Here is a 14,988-nt window from a genome sequence, read left to right on the forward strand (position 1 = left end):
TCGGATTGATTAGTAGTCGATTTCGGCTTCGACGACTGTCACGAGTGTTCGGTCAGCATCCTTTCCGGAATCCCAACCTTCTTCGTCGAGGTATGTCTCCCAAACATCATTCTCGTCGCCACCTGAAACGGTTATTTCCACGTCGTCTTCGAACATTTCGGTCGTTCGGTTCACAACCGATATGCTCAAGCCTTGGCTCCCATCGGTCTGAATTGATCGCCGATCTCCGTCAATTTTAACGAGCGAAACAACAGCGACGTTTTCACGGTTGTCGTGTTCGTTGTACCGGAACTGCGGATCTGAAACGACAAGTCCACCACCACTATCCATCTTGCGGGTCACGGCACCGCCTTCGTAGCTGATCGTCTCTGAGCCGGATTCGTACGTCAGTGAACCGAGGGTGATTGAATCATCACTGTTCTCAAGGTGTTCAAACTCGTCTCCATTACCGACGTCGATAGCAAGATCTGGACCGCCGTCACCATCAACCGTTACCGTCCCACCACGAACCGTCAATTCACCGTAGCGCTCCTCGAGACCGTCGTACCGAAGAACGTCGTTAAAGTTGTCCGCGAGCGTTTGCATCGCTCGGTCGGCGTTCCGCTGCTGCTCGTTCTCCTGGTAGCTGTCCATCGCCTGGAAGCCAGTCATCGAGAGAATCGCAACCGAGGTGAGGATAATTCCGAAGACGAGGACGAACGCAAGAACTTCGGAGACACCACGATTATCCCGCTGCAACGGACTCGAGAGTTGAATTCGTTTGTCTCGCATTAGTTTGCCCCCTCGAGTGTGATACTGCTGCCGTCGTAGCTAATCTCGACGCTTCCGCCGGTTGCTGTGCTCCTATCGTCGACATCCGTCTCGACAGCAACCGGCACGTGGACGACTGCATCGTGATCGTACGTTTCTAACTCGAGACAGGGAAGATCATCTCCGATCAGTGGCGCGTCGTGGTCTCCGTCTTCGTTACAGTCCTCGAGTAACGTGACTGAATATCCCGAATTCGAAACTGTACGCGGATGATCGACAGTCAGGGTCACGTCGTTTGTCCCCTCGGTGCTCGCGATCTGATCGACGTTCCCGATCTCACCTGCAATTCGTTCGCCAACCGTCTCGAGTGAGGTATCCGCTGAGCGGTCGGTCTCTGACTCGAGGAGCGTACTTCCGCTCATCAACAGCATGGCGATGAGAATCGTCGTGATGCCGATAGTCAGGACGTGGGTGATTGCAACGGAGACGCCCCGGTCCTGCATTCGATTGTGCGATTTGGTTTGCGGGCCGATCATGAGTCCACACCCGGACAATCTTCAGGTTCGATTTCCTCGAGTTCTTGTTCATAACTGAGGTCATGTGAGTCGTAGACGATAGTGACGGTGGCATCCTCGATTGCACCGTCACTGAGAGAGATATCCGACTCATCAACAATGATTGATGAAATAGCAGGTGTTGATTGAGTGTTTGCCTCTTGATAGTGATCACCTAATATCTCAATTTCCTCCTCGATGTCAGATTTATCATCATCATCAAATTCCTCACCTTCTTTCTCTTCATTAAGCGTATGGAGCAAGCATGCAACACTCTGAGTCACTTCCGCGTTTGTCACATCGGCCGTACTGGCACTCTGACTCGAGGATCCCGACGACACGGTCTCCGTGTAGAGCACGCCGTTAAAGACGACGACGACACCGAGTATGATGAACGCGAGCGCGATGGCTCCGATGAGGATGACTTGCCCGCGGGACCGGTCTTCAGTTACCATAGGATCACCCGAACCTCGACGACAGCATAGAGTTGTTCGTCTTCGTTCTCGCGTGGGATTGTCCGATCATCTGAATCGATATTTTGCAGTTCTTCGTTCGAACCCGAGGTTATCTCCTGATTGTCATAGAGTGACACTGTATAACTCGCTGTCACAGCATCAGACGGTGGGCTACCTTGGTAGACGAGCGTCCGGTTCTCACCGTCAGCAGTATGGAGTTCAACGTTGTAACTCCAGCCTCGATCAGCGAAGCGCTCTTCTAACACGCCACCGAGGACGGACTCGTTGAATTCGGCGACCGTGTACGTGTCGTGATCTTCGCCAGGTGCCGATGGACCGTTCGCCCCGACAAATCCACCCTCCTCGTCCCAGTCCCTAATCGTCGCAGACAGATCGCCATCCTGCGTTGAGACGACCAATGCATCCTGCACCTCCTGCTGGATCTGTTCCTGAACGGTCCGATCAGCTAACCCACCGGTCGTCGGCGTAATAACGACCGACTGCAGCGCAAACAGCAGCGCCATCAAGACGATCATTGCGCCGATAAATCCCTCGAGGGTGTAGGCCTGTCCTCGCTCGTCATCTGTCTCTGTGTTAGTTCGCATGTGTTCACCACACCCTCACAACGAGTCGGTAGGCATCCTCTTCGCCCCCATCAACAGTAACGATTCGAGCCGAACTTGCAGCTGGCTGGTCGTCGTACGTATCACCGAATTCCCAACCTGCTTCTGCGGGCTCGTTATCATCGTTATCGAGTTCCTGTATCCGAACGTTCAGCCGATCAATACGAATGTCTCCGTCATCAGCGGTCCGCAGACCGAACGTGTCGGCGAGATTATTGTCTTCGAGCGAGCCCGTCCCAATCAGCCCCGGATCGATTTCGTTTGGACCTCCATCAACTATCAACTCCTCGAGTACCTTGTCTGAAATCCGATCTGCCTGTGCCGTCTCCGCGCCGCCGACAGCCGAATCGTAGGGCGTCACTATCGAGGGCAAAAACGAAAAGACGAACGCGACTGCGAGGATGAAGATCCCGATTCCGACGGCGAAATCTTGAGTTGTCTGCCCGCGGTCGCCACTGACTGGCGTCGAAATCGAGATCGTCGCGCTTCGTGCTCGGTCAGTGTTGGTGTTCTCGTCTCGAGTGTCGAATCGATCTCGGAGCATCTTAGGCCACCAGTACCCAGCCGACGAGAGCGATTGTCGAGAGCGCAACAGCGTATTTGAGCCCGCTGAGGACGTCTGCATCACGGATGTAGCCACAGATAAATCCGGAGAGGATGCCCTGCATTGCGACGGCATGGAAGAACAACACCGACAGCATGTCGACGTTGATGTTCTCACTCAGATCGGCGTCGGCCATTCCACCGGCACCACCGCCTGCGGCATCCGCATCGATGTCACCGCCGCCTGCCTCGAGGCCGGCCATCGTATCGATGAACTGGGTTTTGAGGATCGCGATGACGGCGAGGACGGTCATGAACGTCATGATGATGATGACGACCTGCATCCGGGTGCGGGACTTGCGCTCGCGTTCGATGTCGTCGTGATTCTCACTGGCTCGAGCAGCTGTCCGCAGGACGTCGGTGATCTGGTTCGACGCTTCTTGTGCTTCGGTGATCAGGCGCGTCGAGCGGGCGAGTCGTGGAATGTGATACTTGTTGTTGAACTCGATGAGTGCCTCTTTCAGGCTCATGCCGTAGTTGACCTTCGTGTGCATCTGTTCGAACTCACGAGCCAGTTTGCCGTTCGTTGTATCCGAGACGGATTTCAGCGACTCGAGCAAGGTTAGTCCGGTGTCGTTGGCGCTGCCAAGCTTTCGGAGGTTCTCCGAGAGGTTGTTGACGACCGCGTTTCGGTGTCGAACGTTCCACTCGCGGAAGATCGAGAGCGGAATCGCGATACAGTACAGCGGAATATAGAGGTAGATGAACGTCCCCCAGATCGGATTCTCGAGGAGTTCGTTCCACGACAGCGGTGCCGAGTCGGTTACCATCGCGGTTGTCACGATAACCAGGGAGACTGGGACTGTGATCGCAAGCGTGTACAGTGGGTTATCCCGGAAGAAGATGTGTGGCTCTTTGAGCACTTTCATCGTCTCGTAGGTCCCCTCGCGGTTTTTGATGCGGTCGAACACGCTTCGCTCGCCGGTGAACTGTTCGACGAGTCCGAGGTTGAGCAGGCCGCGCTCCTGGGCGCTTTTGATCCGCTTGTCGTTCCCACCCATCGTCAGGTAGCCATCGCCCGGTTCGTCGTGTTTGACCGTCGAAACCAACACGAGAAAGGCGATGCTGGTGAGCGGAATCAGCCCGTAAACGGTCAGATACAGCATCTCGTTGGACACCTCCGCGTCCGGGATCATCTGCATGACGACCATGATGATGATCAACAGCAACGGGAACAGCGACAGCGTCATGTACATCTCGCCGAACAACTCGAGCGTCTCGAGGGTGATTTCCTGTTCCTGCTTGGCCGTCCGCATGTGCTTTTCTTTCTTATCCTCGAGGAAACTCTCCATATCACCGCCGCTGTTGACGATTGAGAGCATATCCGTCAGGAACTGGGACAGTTCGTCACTCGGTGTCTCGAGTGCTTGCTTGCGGATCGCGTTCCGGTAGTCGACGTCGAAGTACTCGGTCTCTTTGACGATGCTCTGGAACTCCTTCGAGACTTCGCCGTAGGTGTCGTCGGCCTGTGCCATCGCGTCGATGATCTCGAGTTGGTTGAGGCCACCGACCGACAGTGCGTACATGAACGAGACGGAGTCGGTCAGGAGCATGTTGATCTCGCGCTTGCGAGCCGACGCTCTCGAGTACGGAATCGCGACGAGTGAGCCGAAGCCGGCGGCAAATCCAATGGTTCCGAAGACGAGTCCTGTGATGAACACGAGCGCTGGCACGCGAAGCGTTTCGAACGCCGTAATGAGTGTCTCGTTCTGCAGGGGCATACCGAACGCGCCGACGGTGATGAGCCCGGTTGCAAAGAGCGCGTAGCCAAGGGTCAACCCGAGAAGCCACAGCGCGAGGCCAGCGATGAATCCGATGCCGAGTGCGCGTGAGAGATAGAGTTCGACCGGATCCGTCATCCGGGCCTGTGCGAGTTTGATTTCGACGTCAGCTGTAAACTCGCTTCCCTCGCCGAACAGTCGGCTGTACAGTGGGTAAAATGCGTTTCCGAGCGCGTCAGAGTCAGACCCAAGACCGCCAGTTCCGCCACGCCCACTGTCGTCGGTCTGAAGGCTCATTCGTCACGCTCCTCGGCAGTGTCGTCCGTTTCATTTGTCTCGTTCAACTCAACGGTGTCGTCCGTTTCGCTCGTCTCATCCGACTCGACAGTGTCGTCGGTTTCATCTGTTCCGTCTGTCTCGTTTGACTCGTTTGTCTCCGCGTTCGCAGGACGCTCGTCGTCATTTCCCTCGTCATTGTCGCCTGCAGAGTCACTAAAGATGGACTCGTCAGCGTCCTCGGGGTCATCGAACATCGAGCCGGAGTCGTCGGCCTCGTCCTCATCGGGGTCGCTGAACACCGAGTCGGATCCCTCGCCAAATATCGAGGCTTGAGCGGACGGGGATTCTGTCTCCGTTGTTGGGTCTGTCTCGTCTCCGCTGCCGTCGTCTAGGGCTTCTTTTTCGTCACGATCACCGTCCACGTCGGCCATCTCTCCAGACTCGACACTGGATTCGTCGCCAGATTCGTCAGCTGCTGACTCGAGGTCCCCCTCGTCGAGTTCGATTGTCGGTGGATCACGCTCTGTGACTGTCTCTCCATCCGTGTCATCGCCGCCGTCGTCCGTTGCCGTGTCCTCATCGGCAGCGGCCGACTCGGTGGTCATCGACTCGTCGATTTCGATTGTTGGAACGTTCTGTTCCCTCTCATCGGTCGAGCCCTCATCATCGTCCGTTGTCGCTGATGTGGATGCGGGGTCAGGTGCTGGCTCTGCATCCGGTTCCGAATCTTGCGGTTCGTCTGGACTCGAGTCGTCGGCTGGTGCTTGCTTCGATGTAGAGTCGGACGAGGAGGCCGATGTTTGGTGGTCTGTGTTGGTCTCCCACGCATCCGACGCTGACCCCGAAGACTGCTCCGCTGGCGATGCTGAATCGCGTTCGACATCGGAGAGATGTGCGGTGAAATCGCCGGAACTGGCACCCTCACTCGAGTCCGGATCGAAAATCGACCCTGTAGACTCCTGAGCGAAAACGGGAGAGTCGTCGGCCGCCGTCTCTGCGCTTGCCTCATCGGCGGGCTGTTCGGGGTCCTCGAGTTCTGCAAGCGCCTCACCCATGTTATCGAACAGCCCCCCGAGGTCGTCGCTGTCGTCGGGGGCGACGGACGACGTGTCTGCACCAAGTTGCTCGGCGACCGCATCTCCCGTCGAGAGTTCTGCAGCGTCTGCAGAGTCGATTGGGTTCATATCGAATTGGCCAGTCGACGCGTTCGAACTGGTGCTACTCGAGTCGCTTCCGGTACTCGAGAACGGATCGCTATCGTCGCCACCACTTGGTGATCCGAACCCGCTTTGGGCTGGTGGGTTGGCAGTCTGTCCAGCCGACTCGCTCGCAGTTGCGCTTGTCGTTGTCCCACTCACGCTCGAATCGGACCCAGCCTGTGCTGTTGCCGTGTCAGCATCGGATGCCGACGCTCCGAATCCAACATCGAAATCGGTGTCGTCAGTGATCCAGGAGGGCTGGTCGCTGCTTCCATCCGATCCGAGAGTGAAGCCGCTCGCATCGTCCCAGGAGTCGTTTCCGGTCGCAACCGACTCACTGAAGCCGAACTCCTCACCATCGTCAGCGTCATCGGCAGCACCCTCGACATCGATTGTGCCCGCGTCTTCGACGTCGCCAAGCGCACTCGCGAGGCCGCTTGGAACCTTCCCGCGGTACTGCTCGAACAAGGACTCTTCTGCTCGCTCGAGGATGTCCATCGACGTGTTGTACGTCTCCGTCGTCGGATCTGGCCGCGGGACGAGTTCTTCTTTGTCCTGATCAACATCGATCAGCACACTCTCCATTTCGCGGAGGTCTTCGAGACTGTCCTCGAGTTGCCCGTTTGCGATGAGCGTCAGAATCGTCTCTGGATCGTTGATAAACGCCTGTGCGGTCGCGGCGACTTCCGCGTAGGTGTTCAGTTCGTTCTTGATGAGATAGGCCAGGATGACCTGTCGCTTGAACAGTTCCTGCTGGAGTTTCTCGTTGTTCCAGCCGCGGTCGAACTGGATTTCCTCTAAGGTGTTCGAGTCCCCCATCTTGAGGTACTCGTCGGTCTCTGCTTGCCACTGATAGACGTCTTGGACGTTGATTTCGTCGTTTTCGGCCTCGTAGTGATTAATCTCCGTCAGGGACTTGTTCCGGCGAACCTTGTTCCCCTGCACGCGTGTCTGGGTCTGGATCGAAACCAGATCCAGCGCGGTGAACATCGTCTTCGAGACGTTGATCGGGTCCGTCGTGAATCGCTTCAGCACCTCGTCAACGGAGTCCGCGTGGAAGGTGGTGTATGTGGTGTGACCCGTCGACATGACCTGGAACAGCGTCCGACCTTCCTCACCACGGATCTCACCCATGACGATGTAGTCAGGTCGCTGGCGCAGTGCTGCCTCAAGCAGGTCGAACTCGTCGACGTCGCCCTGTTCGTCGTCGGAGAACGATGGTCGGGTGATGCTTGCGATCCAGTTTCGCTGTGGCAACTCGACCTCGCGGGTATCCTCGATGGAGACGATCTTTGCGCTGCTCGGAATAAACAGCGAGACGGCGTTCAGCGAGGTCGTCTTCCCGGATGCGGTACCCCCGGCGAAGATCAGGCTCTTGTGGTTCTCGATACAGAGCCAGAGGAACGCCATCTCGTCGAGGCTGAAGGTGTTCCAGTTGATCAGGTCGATTGGTGTGAACGGGACGTCCTTGAACTGACGGATGGTGTAGTTTGTCCCGTGGTCGGAGACTTCCTTCCCCAGCGTCAACTGCGCACGCGAGCCGTCAGGAAGGGTTGCATCGACCTGTGGGAGCCGTTTACTGATCCCTTTGCCCGAGCGCTGGGCAAGTTTGACGACGAAGTCGTCGAGTTCGTCCTCGCCGTGGTAGATGTTCGAGATAATCTGCTCGTAGTCGGAGTGATAGACGAAGACGGGCGAGTTGTACCCGTCACAGGACACATCCTCCACATTGATGTCGTGTTTGATGCCATCAATCCGCTCGTAGCCGATGAAGTTCCGCTTGAGGAGATAGAGCAGTTTCTCGACCTGGTACTCGTTCAACGTGTCCGGGTCGTCCGCCAGAATAGCGGGTTCGGGGCGAACCTCGATCCCCTCGAGTTCATCGGGGCCCTCTTCCTCGTCTTCCTCGTCGTCGTCCAGAAGCGACTGGATGGTCTCGATGATCCCAGCGGTTTTGCTCCCTGCAGTCTTCTCGAACAGATCGTAGCGTTTCAGCAGGCGACGCGTCTCGTCTTCGATGACGTTCCGGCGGCCATCCTCGTTTGCTTTCTCCTTAATGCCGTCGTCGGAGTACTTGATCGCCGTCCGGAGTTTGCCCGAGAGAAACTCCTGTAGATCGCCCTCAATCTCGTTGATGTAGGGCTCGATCATGTAGTACTTCTTCTCGTTTTCCTTCTCGGAGTGGAAGATGACGACGTAGGCGTAGGGCTTGTTGACCCAGTAGCGCTCGACTTCCTGATAGTGGGTCTTTTTTTCCATCGGCACCGACTTCTCGAGATCGTAGCGATTCGAGAGCGTCGTCGCCCCGTCGGCCGTCGAGAAGAAGTCGTCTTCGTCGATATCGTCTTGAATGTTGACCGTGCGTTCTTCGACGACATCGTCCAGTTCCATCGCCCGATCTGCACCGACGGTCAGGCGCTCCTCGAGCGTCTCGGGATCGAACCCGAGCGCCTCTTCTTTGTCGTGGCGGACGATCTCGTCGTCACTATCACGTGGTCGACTGCCGTCTTCCTCGTAATAGTACTCCCATTTGTAGTGCTCCCAGGTCCAGACGTCTTTGACGACCGGCGTCGTCTCCGGATCGACGTATTTGAGAAACGACTGCTCGAGAATATCCTTGTTCGTCCCTGCAGTTGGCAGCACGTGATCGCGAATATCGTCCGGATGAGCACCCAGATAGACAGATGGATCGAACGAAACGCGATCCCAGTCCTCACCACGTGGCACCGTCGCCACGCTTGTTTCACCAGTCTCGAGACCGAGTTGGTCGTCGTCGTCGGGAGCCGGATCGTCCGGATACAGCGTGGAAATCTCCTCGCTGTAGCCGTATTCGGTCATAAAATCTTCCCACGTATACTCGCCGACGCGGACCCGGCTCGAGTCCGATGTGCCAGCCCGATTGCCCTCCGACACAGTATCGGACGCGTCACCCGCTGACGTCCCCCCAGCGCCCGATTGTTTGCCCTCGTCAATAGCCATTACATTCACGCTATCAGTCACCCTTCAAAAACCTCATCCATACATTACCATATCTGATAATCTTCTCTCTTGAAACTGTATGAAAATACACAGTATATCACTCGAGTACCGAAACGCTCACTCGCATTTGAGTGAGTTACTCTCGAGACCAAGTGGGGGCAGTTCATTGCCAGTTCACACGCCAGCTCCCGACTGCTCGCTCGCTATCTGACAACTTCTGTAGGGTACATGCTACCGGTCAGCATGGCTGGTGCGTGTTCTCCACAGTGATTCGTCTCCCTCGGGGACGGCGGCAGTAGCGCGACCGATCTTCAAATAGTTCTGCCCGGAAGTGTCAGCTGTATAGTGCGCTCGAGTCGCGCTTGTATCACTCTCGAGTGAGTGTGTAATGGGAATGTGGGGTTCGAACCACGCGAAGGCGCTCGCATCGTTACGTGCGCCTTCTCTAATCGTGCGCCTTCTCTAATTCGAACCTATCAGTGGCACTCGCACGGCTCACTGTCGTTCGCCGGCGAGCGGGCGTGACGGGATTCGAACCACCTGAACTTCGCTCGCTATCGCTCGCTCGTTCCGTAGTTCGAACCCGTTCCCGTCCACTCCTCACGTCCGTTCGTCGCGGACGGGCGTGGCGGGATTCGAACCCGCGATCAGAAGGTTAGGAACCTCCTGCCCTCTCCGCTAGGCCACACGCCCCGGCAAAAACCGCGTTAGTTGGCTTCCGTTTCAGTGTCCGTTTCAGTCTCTAAGTCGCTCTCAGAGTCTTCGGCGGAGACCGGTTCCGTGTCGACGAAGTCAGTGTCTGCCTCGTCCTCGTCGAAGTCCCCTTCGAAGTCTCCGTCGCGCATTTCCTCAAGTTCTGTTTCGACCTTTTCACGCCCTTTCTGGAATTCGCCCATGGCCTCACCGGTCGAGCGAGCCAGCTTCGGGATCTTGTTCGCCCCGAAGAGCAAAATGGCAATGAAAAGGATGATCAAAAGTTCCGGACCCCCGGGTGCGCCGGGGATGAACAGCGGTGCGATTTCGGCTACCATCTCTATGCGTGGGTTACCGGCTGGCAATTATAACCTTTTTGGACCACTTAGTAACGTACAAGACATCGAAAGTCCGCTTTCGAGGAGCTGCAGGCTGTATCGAACTCGAGTAGACAAAACCCACCAGAGAGTAACGCAAACACTGTTTTCTTACGTCCCGGCGACTCACGGACCGGGTCTTTGAGTGGCGCTCTCGCCTTGCTGCGTGCCATAGCACCACCACAGAGACCGCTCGAGCGGGGACGAAAGTGGTACGATAAGTAAACCGCCCGCTGCTCGAGGCGGAGTCGATTGCGACCGCTGAACCCTGTCACCACCCGCCCCGAAATCAACGGTGAACCCGTCCGCGAACGAAACAATCTTTCCCGGTTGGACATAAGAGACAGTCGATGGTAGACACTGGCGACACTGCACCCGACTTTACCGCACCGCTCGCAACCGGCGACGTTGACTCGTTCACCCTCTCCGACCGACTCGCAGACGACGCGCCGATTGTCCTCGCGTTCTTCCCCGGTGCGTTCACAGGCGTCTGTACCGACGAAATGTGTACGTTCCAGGACCGCCTGTCGGCCTTCGAGGACGTCGATGCCTCGGTCTACGGCGTCAGCCGTGACTCGCCGTTCTCGCTCAACGAGTTCCGCGACCAGAACGACCTCGAGTTTGGACTCATTAGCGACTTCAACAAGGAGATCATCGACGACTACGGGATTGCGATGGACTTCGACGACCTCGGCGTCTACGGCGTCGCCAAGCGTTCCGTCTTCGTTGTCAACGCCGACGGCGAGGTCACCTATGCGTGGGTCAGTGACGACCCTGGCGTCGAACCCGACTACGACGAGGTCGAGGCCGCTGTCGAGGACGCAGCGTAACGACGCTGACCGGTTCCAGCGCGGGTTACACGCACCGTCGCCCGCGCCGTAGCGCTTTTTTGTACTGCAGTCGACCATCCACTATGAGTGATTCTGCCGCCGACGACCTCCCCGAGGAAGATGACGACAACTCCGGACGTATCTACGAACCCGACGCTGCACACCACTTCCCCGACGAAAAACTCAACCGCGTCCTCGAGTTCATCAAAGCCGACGAAGAGATCCAGACCTATCTCGAGGCCCAGAACGTCAACGCGGTCGACCGAATGCAGTATAACGACCACGGCGCAAAGCATATCGAAATCGTCCGCAACCGCGCACTCTGTCTGTACGATCTGCTGAAAGGTGGCGACGTGGAGTTCCACGCCAAACAGCAGGGACTCGCCGAGGAAGACGAGGCAGTCATCATTGCACTTGCCGCGACGTTACACGACGTTGGCCACGTCGTCCATCGGAACGATCACGTCTATTACTCAATTCCACTCGCAGCGGATATTCTGGATCGTGTCCTGCCCGAATTCTATGATCTCGTCGACAGGGTTCGCGTGAAAGGCGAGGTCCTCCACGCTATTCTGTGTCACCACACGGCTGAAACGCCGTTGACGAACGAAGCGGGCGTTATCCGCGTCGCTGACGCCCTAGATATGGAAAGTGGCCGCTCACGTATTCCCTACGAACACGGCGGACGCGGCATTAACACGCTCTCGAGTCAGGCGATCAAACGTGTGTCGCTCTATGAAGGCGACAGTCGGCCCGTAATGGTCGAGATCGCAATGACCAACGCTGCGGGTGTCTATCAGGTCGATAACCTCCTGAAGGCGAAACTGCACAACTCTGGACTCGAGGAGTGTATTCGAATCGTCGCGGTCAACACGAACGAGAACCACGAGCAGTTAGTCGAACGAATCGAGCTCTAGAGACAAACTTTTGCGCTGCGTGCGGTCGCTTCGCGACCGCACTCGGCAAAATCTCGAGAGAGCGAAGCTCTCTCGGACCTCGCGGGATCGAAGATCCCGCTTAGCTTTGATGAAAAGCACTCCTCCTTCCGGTCTCTCACTCCTTCCAGTCGTTCGCTCACATCAGTCGTCGGCCCGCTCACGACTTCGTCGTTCGCGGTAAGACTCAGCGGTTTCCTGCCCTCCCCCGAATCACGGAATCGCCGCGATTGACGGCGACTCCGCTCTCGGCCATTCTATCGTCCATACAAGCACTGTACTACCGACTCCGACCGCAAAATCAAACCAGTTCGTAGCGTCCGTTCCGGCGCTCGAGGTGGCCGCGCTCGCGAAGCGTCCCGGTGATCGAGAGGACGGTACTCTTGTTGACGTCAAGCGCAGACCGGAGCTCGTCGGCCGTTGCGCTGCCGTTCGCTGTGAGATAGAGATAGACCAACTTCGCACGTGGGGAGGCGAGATCCTCCGGCATCGACACATCGATTCCCTGTACCGTTGTCGCACTCATACTTGTGGTTCACTGTTTCGACGATAATAAACCTATGTTTCAACAATCGTCGAAAATTGGGCCACTGTGGCGGGGTGTCTTCGTTGTTTTGGACACGGGAAGAATCGTGGAAATGCTGTGTTAGCAGTGATTGGGTGCTCTTCCTCGAGAATTCGGGTTTCACTGATCGTCGTGATTGTCGAGTAATGTGACTGGTTCACACACAATGGTGAACTGGCGCTGTGAACCTCAAAAACGGTATGAACGCTGTTTCAGACGGATCGTGTCCGTCGTTCGGTGTCCCTCCGACCGTTCTGGATCGCACCCGGAACCAGTTGCAGCGGTCCGTCTCAGTTACTCTCTGGCGTCCTCGAATCGAAGTGAGAGTGTGGACATGCCCCAGGCGAACAACAGAAGTCCAACGAACGTCAGGTAGGCAACACCGAGCGGGACGGCGATGACTGGGACCCACTCGTAGAACACATAGCCAGCCACCAATAGCAGTGGCACGACGACTAGATTCGCCTTGATGAACCGCTCGAGACTCATAGTCAAATAGCGGCCCTGCGCGTACAAAGTCGTGGTGATGTCACAGGTGGTGCTATGGACGACGCCACTGCAACGAGAAACGAAAATCGGAGACGGACGTTAGTAGCTGCGAACTTTCGGCTCGTAGGTCTTGTCCTGACCCTCGAGGATAACGGGGCGATAGAAGATGTTGGGTTCGCCGTCGTCCCACGAGATGAGCGTGTGTTTGAGCCACTCCTCGTCCTTGCGTTCCTGGTGTTCCTGACGCCAGTGAGCGCCACGGAACTCCGTGCGGACGAGTGCGCCGAGGGCAATCGTCTCGGCGACGTCGATCAGGTTGCGCGTCTCGTAGGTCATCTGCAGGTCCGTGTTGAACGTGCGTGATGGATCGTCGACGTAGACATCCTGATACTCCTCGCGGCACTCACGAATGAGCTTGAGCGCCTTCTTAATTCCCTCCTCGGTCCGGAAGACGTTGACGTAGTCAGTCATCGCCTTCTGGAGTTTCGACCGAATCTCGGCGTGCTGGACGCCGCTGTCTTTGTCCATCAGACCGTCGACACGCGTCCGCTCGCGCTCGACAGCACGCTCGAGGAGGCCATCAGCATCTGCAGTCACGCCGCCATCGGCGGCAACACCATCACTTGTCTCGATCCCGGCTGCACCGGGCTGGACGGGAAGGTCGGTGTCGTCGTCTTCGACGTCGTCGCCGTAGCCGGTGCGGATCTGTGGCTCGCCCAGGTCGTCGCCGGCAGCGTGGCGACCGGCGCGCTTGCCGAAGACGATCAGTTCCGGCAGGGCGTTGCCGCCGAGTCGGTTTCCGCCGTGGACGGAGACACAGGCACACTCACCGGCAGCGTAGAGACCATTGATGTTGGTCTGTCCGTTCTCGTCGGTTTCGATGCCGCCCATCGCGTAGTGCTGGCCGGGCTTGACGGGCATCGGCTCGACGAGGCCGTCGACGCCCTCGAAGTCCTCCGCGAGGTGGAGAATGTTCTCGAGGCGGTCGAGAATGCGCTCTTCGCCGAGATGGCGCATGTCGAGGTGGACGTACTCGTCTTCGACGCCGCGACCTGCGTCGACTTCGTCAAGTTCGGCACGGGCGACGACGTCGCGGCTCGCGAGTTCGCCGGAGTTGTTCGCATAGCCGTGTTCGAACATGAACCGCTCGCCGTCGTTATTGTAGAGGATGCCACCCTCTCCACGGACACCCTCGGAGATGAGGACACCCGTGGAGGGGAGCGAAGTCGGGTGGAACTGGATGAACTCCATGTCCTCGAGTGGGACGCCTGCGCGGTAGGCCATCGCGTGGCCGTCGCCGGTACAGGAGACGGCGTTGGTGGTGTGATCGAAGGCCTGTCCGGGGCCGCCGGTCGCGAGGACGACGCCGTTGTTGGCTTTGAATCCTTCAATCTGACCGGACTGGACGTCGTAGGCGACGACGCCGTGACATTCGCGGTCGTTCGGATCGGTATCGTCGCTGGTGACGAGGTTCATCACGTACCACTCGTCGTAGACCTGAATGCCGTGTTTGACAGCCTGCTCGTACATCGTATGCAGCAGGTGGTGTCCCGTTTCGGCACCGGCGTAGGTGGTTCGCGGATAGGAGAGGCCACCGAATGGGCGCTGGGAAACGGTTCCGTCCTCTTCGCGCGAGAACGGCATCCCCCAGTGCTCGAGATTCATCGTCTCCTTCGGGGAGTCCTGTGCGAGAGTCTCGACAGCGGGTGCGTCGCCCAGGTAGTCGGACCCTTTCATCGTGTCGTAGGCGTGGAGTTCCCAGTCGTCACCCTCCTGCAGGGCGGCGTTAATGCCACCTTCTGCTGCGCCGGTGTGGCTGCGAACCGGGTGGAGTTTCGTGACGATTGCCGTATCGGCTCCCGCCTCGCTCGCTGCGACCGCGGCTCGGAGGCCGGCACCGCCTGCGCCGACCACGATAACGTCGTGTTCGTACATA

General features: G+C 57.6%; 13 protein-coding genes and 1 tRNA gene. 2 read left to right on the top strand and 12 right to left on the bottom strand.

The features are described 5' to 3' along the window. Positions 1-9: 9 nt before the first annotated feature. From B2G88_RS02040 to tatA, 9 genes are all read right to left on the bottom strand, one after another. On the bottom strand, positions 10-771 hold the full coding sequence (locus B2G88_RS02040; RefSeq protein WP_054862184.1) for a type IV pilus modification PilV family protein: 762 nt from the start codon (positions 769-771) through the stop codon (positions 10-12). Continuing rightward, a complete protein-coding gene (locus B2G88_RS02045; protein WP_054862183.1) occupies positions 771-1,286 on the bottom strand; it encodes a DUF7266 family protein in 516 nt (171 codons plus the stop codon). Before B2G88_RS02045 ends, B2G88_RS02040 begins: the two co-directional genes overlap by 1 nt. Next, positions 1,283-1,759 carry a hypothetical protein gene (locus B2G88_RS02050; protein ID WP_054862182.1) on the bottom strand — a complete coding sequence of 159 codons (477 nt, stop codon included), beginning with the start codon at positions 1,757-1,759 and terminating at the stop codon, positions 1,283-1,285. The genes B2G88_RS02045 and B2G88_RS02050 overlap by 4 nt, the downstream gene beginning before the upstream one ends. Continuing rightward, positions 1,753-2,364: a DUF7288 family protein gene (locus B2G88_RS02055; protein ID WP_054862181.1), complete on the bottom strand. Its 612-nt coding sequence runs from the start codon at positions 2,362-2,364 to the stop codon at positions 1,753-1,755. The genes B2G88_RS02050 and B2G88_RS02055 overlap by 7 nt, the downstream gene beginning before the upstream one ends. 4 nt (positions 2,365-2,368) lie before the next feature. Then, on the bottom strand, positions 2,369-2,926 hold the full coding sequence (locus B2G88_RS02060) for a DUF7287 family protein (protein ID WP_054862180.1): 558 nt from the start codon (positions 2,924-2,926) through the stop codon (positions 2,369-2,371). 1 nt (position 2,927) lies between these two features. After that, complete coding sequence (locus B2G88_RS02065; protein ID WP_087713840.1) at positions 2,928-5,003, bottom strand: type II secretion system F family protein; 2,076 nt, start codon at positions 5,001-5,003, stop codon at positions 2,928-2,930. Continuing rightward, positions 5,000-9,163 (bottom strand): ATPase, T2SS/T4P/T4SS family, encoded by a 4,164-nt coding sequence (locus B2G88_RS02070; protein WP_087713841.1) that lies wholly within the window; start codon positions 9,161-9,163, stop codon positions 5,000-5,002. The genes B2G88_RS02065 and B2G88_RS02070 overlap by 4 nt, the downstream gene beginning before the upstream one ends. A gap of 620 nt (positions 9,164-9,783) precedes the next feature. Next, positions 9,784-9,856: transfer RNA gene (locus tag B2G88_RS02075), tRNA-Arg, on the bottom strand. 14 nt (positions 9,857-9,870) lie between these two features. Further along, entirely contained in the window at positions 9,871-10,194 is a 324-nt protein-coding gene (gene tatA, locus B2G88_RS02080) for a twin-arginine translocase TatA/TatE family subunit (RefSeq protein WP_054862179.1), read from the bottom strand. Between the two features lie 389 nt (positions 10,195-10,583). Here tatA and B2G88_RS02085 point away from each other — a divergent pair, with 389 nt between their 5' ends. Together B2G88_RS02085 and B2G88_RS02090 are read left to right on the top strand one after the other, a co-directional pair. Then, positions 10,584-11,063 carry a redoxin domain-containing protein gene (locus tag B2G88_RS02085; protein WP_087713842.1) on the top strand — a complete coding sequence of 160 codons (480 nt, stop codon included), beginning with the start codon at positions 10,584-10,586 and terminating at the stop codon, positions 11,061-11,063. Between the two features lie 83 nt (positions 11,064-11,146). After that, the gene (locus B2G88_RS02090) at positions 11,147-11,980 is read left to right on the top strand and encodes an HD domain-containing protein (RefSeq protein WP_054862178.1); all 834 of its coding nucleotides are present in this window, start codon (positions 11,147-11,149) and stop codon (positions 11,978-11,980) included. Positions 11,981-12,299: 319 nt separating this feature from the next. Here the strand turns inward: B2G88_RS02090 and B2G88_RS02095 are convergent, their stop codons facing one another. From B2G88_RS02095 to B2G88_RS02105, 3 genes are all read right to left on the bottom strand, one after another. Then, positions 12,300-12,524 (bottom strand): helix-turn-helix domain-containing protein, encoded by a 225-nt coding sequence (locus B2G88_RS02095; protein WP_054862177.1) that lies wholly within the window; start codon positions 12,522-12,524, stop codon positions 12,300-12,302. A 333-nt stretch (positions 12,525-12,857) separates the two neighbouring features. Then, positions 12,858-13,052 carry a hypothetical protein gene (locus B2G88_RS02100; protein WP_054862176.1) on the bottom strand — a complete coding sequence of 65 codons (195 nt, stop codon included), beginning with the start codon at positions 13,050-13,052 and terminating at the stop codon, positions 12,858-12,860. A 99-nt stretch (positions 13,053-13,151) separates the two neighbouring features. Next, positions 13,152-14,987 carry an FAD-binding protein gene (locus tag B2G88_RS02105; protein ID WP_087713843.1) on the bottom strand — a complete coding sequence of 612 codons (1,836 nt, stop codon included), beginning with the start codon at positions 14,985-14,987 and terminating at the stop codon, positions 13,152-13,154. Position 14,988: the final 1 nt, after the last annotated feature.

The sequence above is a fragment of the Natronolimnobius baerhuensis genome, from assembly GCF_002177135.1.
GTDB classification, from domain to species: Archaea; Halobacteriota; Halobacteria; order Halobacteriales; family Natrialbaceae; genus Natronolimnobius; species Natronolimnobius baerhuensis.

What these genes read in the sequence shown, in the direction of transcription:
- B2G88_RS02040 (WP_054862184.1), bottom strand. Translation starts at nt 771, where the DNA reads ATGCGAGACAAACGAATTCAACTCTCGAGTCCGTTGCAGCGGGATAAT.
- B2G88_RS02045 (WP_054862183.1), bottom strand. Translation starts at nt 1,286, where the DNA reads ATGATCGGCCCGCAAACCAAATCGCACAATCGAATGCAGGACCGGGGC.
- B2G88_RS02050 (WP_054862182.1), bottom strand. Translation starts at nt 1,759, where the DNA reads ATGGTAACTGAAGACCGGTCCCGCGGGCAAGTCATCCTCATCGGAGCC.
- B2G88_RS02055 (WP_054862181.1), bottom strand. Translation starts at nt 2,364, where the DNA reads ATGCGAACTAACACAGAGACAGATGACGAGCGAGGACAGGCCTACACC.
- B2G88_RS02060 (WP_054862180.1), bottom strand. Translation starts at nt 2,926, where the DNA reads ATGCTCCGAGATCGATTCGACACTCGAGACGAGAACACCAACACTGAC.
- B2G88_RS02065 (WP_087713840.1), bottom strand. Translation starts at nt 5,003, where the DNA reads ATGAGCCTTCAGACCGACGACAGTGGGCGTGGCGGAACTGGCGGTCTT.
- B2G88_RS02070 (WP_087713841.1), bottom strand. Translation starts at nt 9,163, where the DNA reads ATGGCTATTGACGAGGGCAAACAATCGGGCGCTGGGGGGACGTCAGCG.
- tatA (WP_054862179.1), bottom strand. Translation starts at nt 10,194, where the DNA reads ATGGTAGCCGAAATCGCACCGCTGTTCATCCCCGGCGCACCCGGGGGT.
- B2G88_RS02085 (WP_087713842.1), top strand. Translation starts at nt 10,584, where the DNA reads ATGGTAGACACTGGCGACACTGCACCCGACTTTACCGCACCGCTCGCA.
- B2G88_RS02090 (WP_054862178.1), top strand. Translation starts at nt 11,147, where the DNA reads ATGAGTGATTCTGCCGCCGACGACCTCCCCGAGGAAGATGACGACAAC.
- B2G88_RS02095 (WP_054862177.1), bottom strand. Translation starts at nt 12,524, where the DNA reads ATGAGTGCGACAACGGTACAGGGAATCGATGTGTCGATGCCGGAGGAT.
- B2G88_RS02100 (WP_054862176.1), bottom strand. Translation starts at nt 13,052, where the DNA reads ATGAGTCTCGAGCGGTTCATCAAGGCGAATCTAGTCGTCGTGCCACTG.
- B2G88_RS02105 (WP_087713843.1), bottom strand. Translation starts at nt 14,987, where the DNA reads ATGTACGAACACGACGTTATCGTGGTCGGCGCAGGCGGTGCCGGCCTC.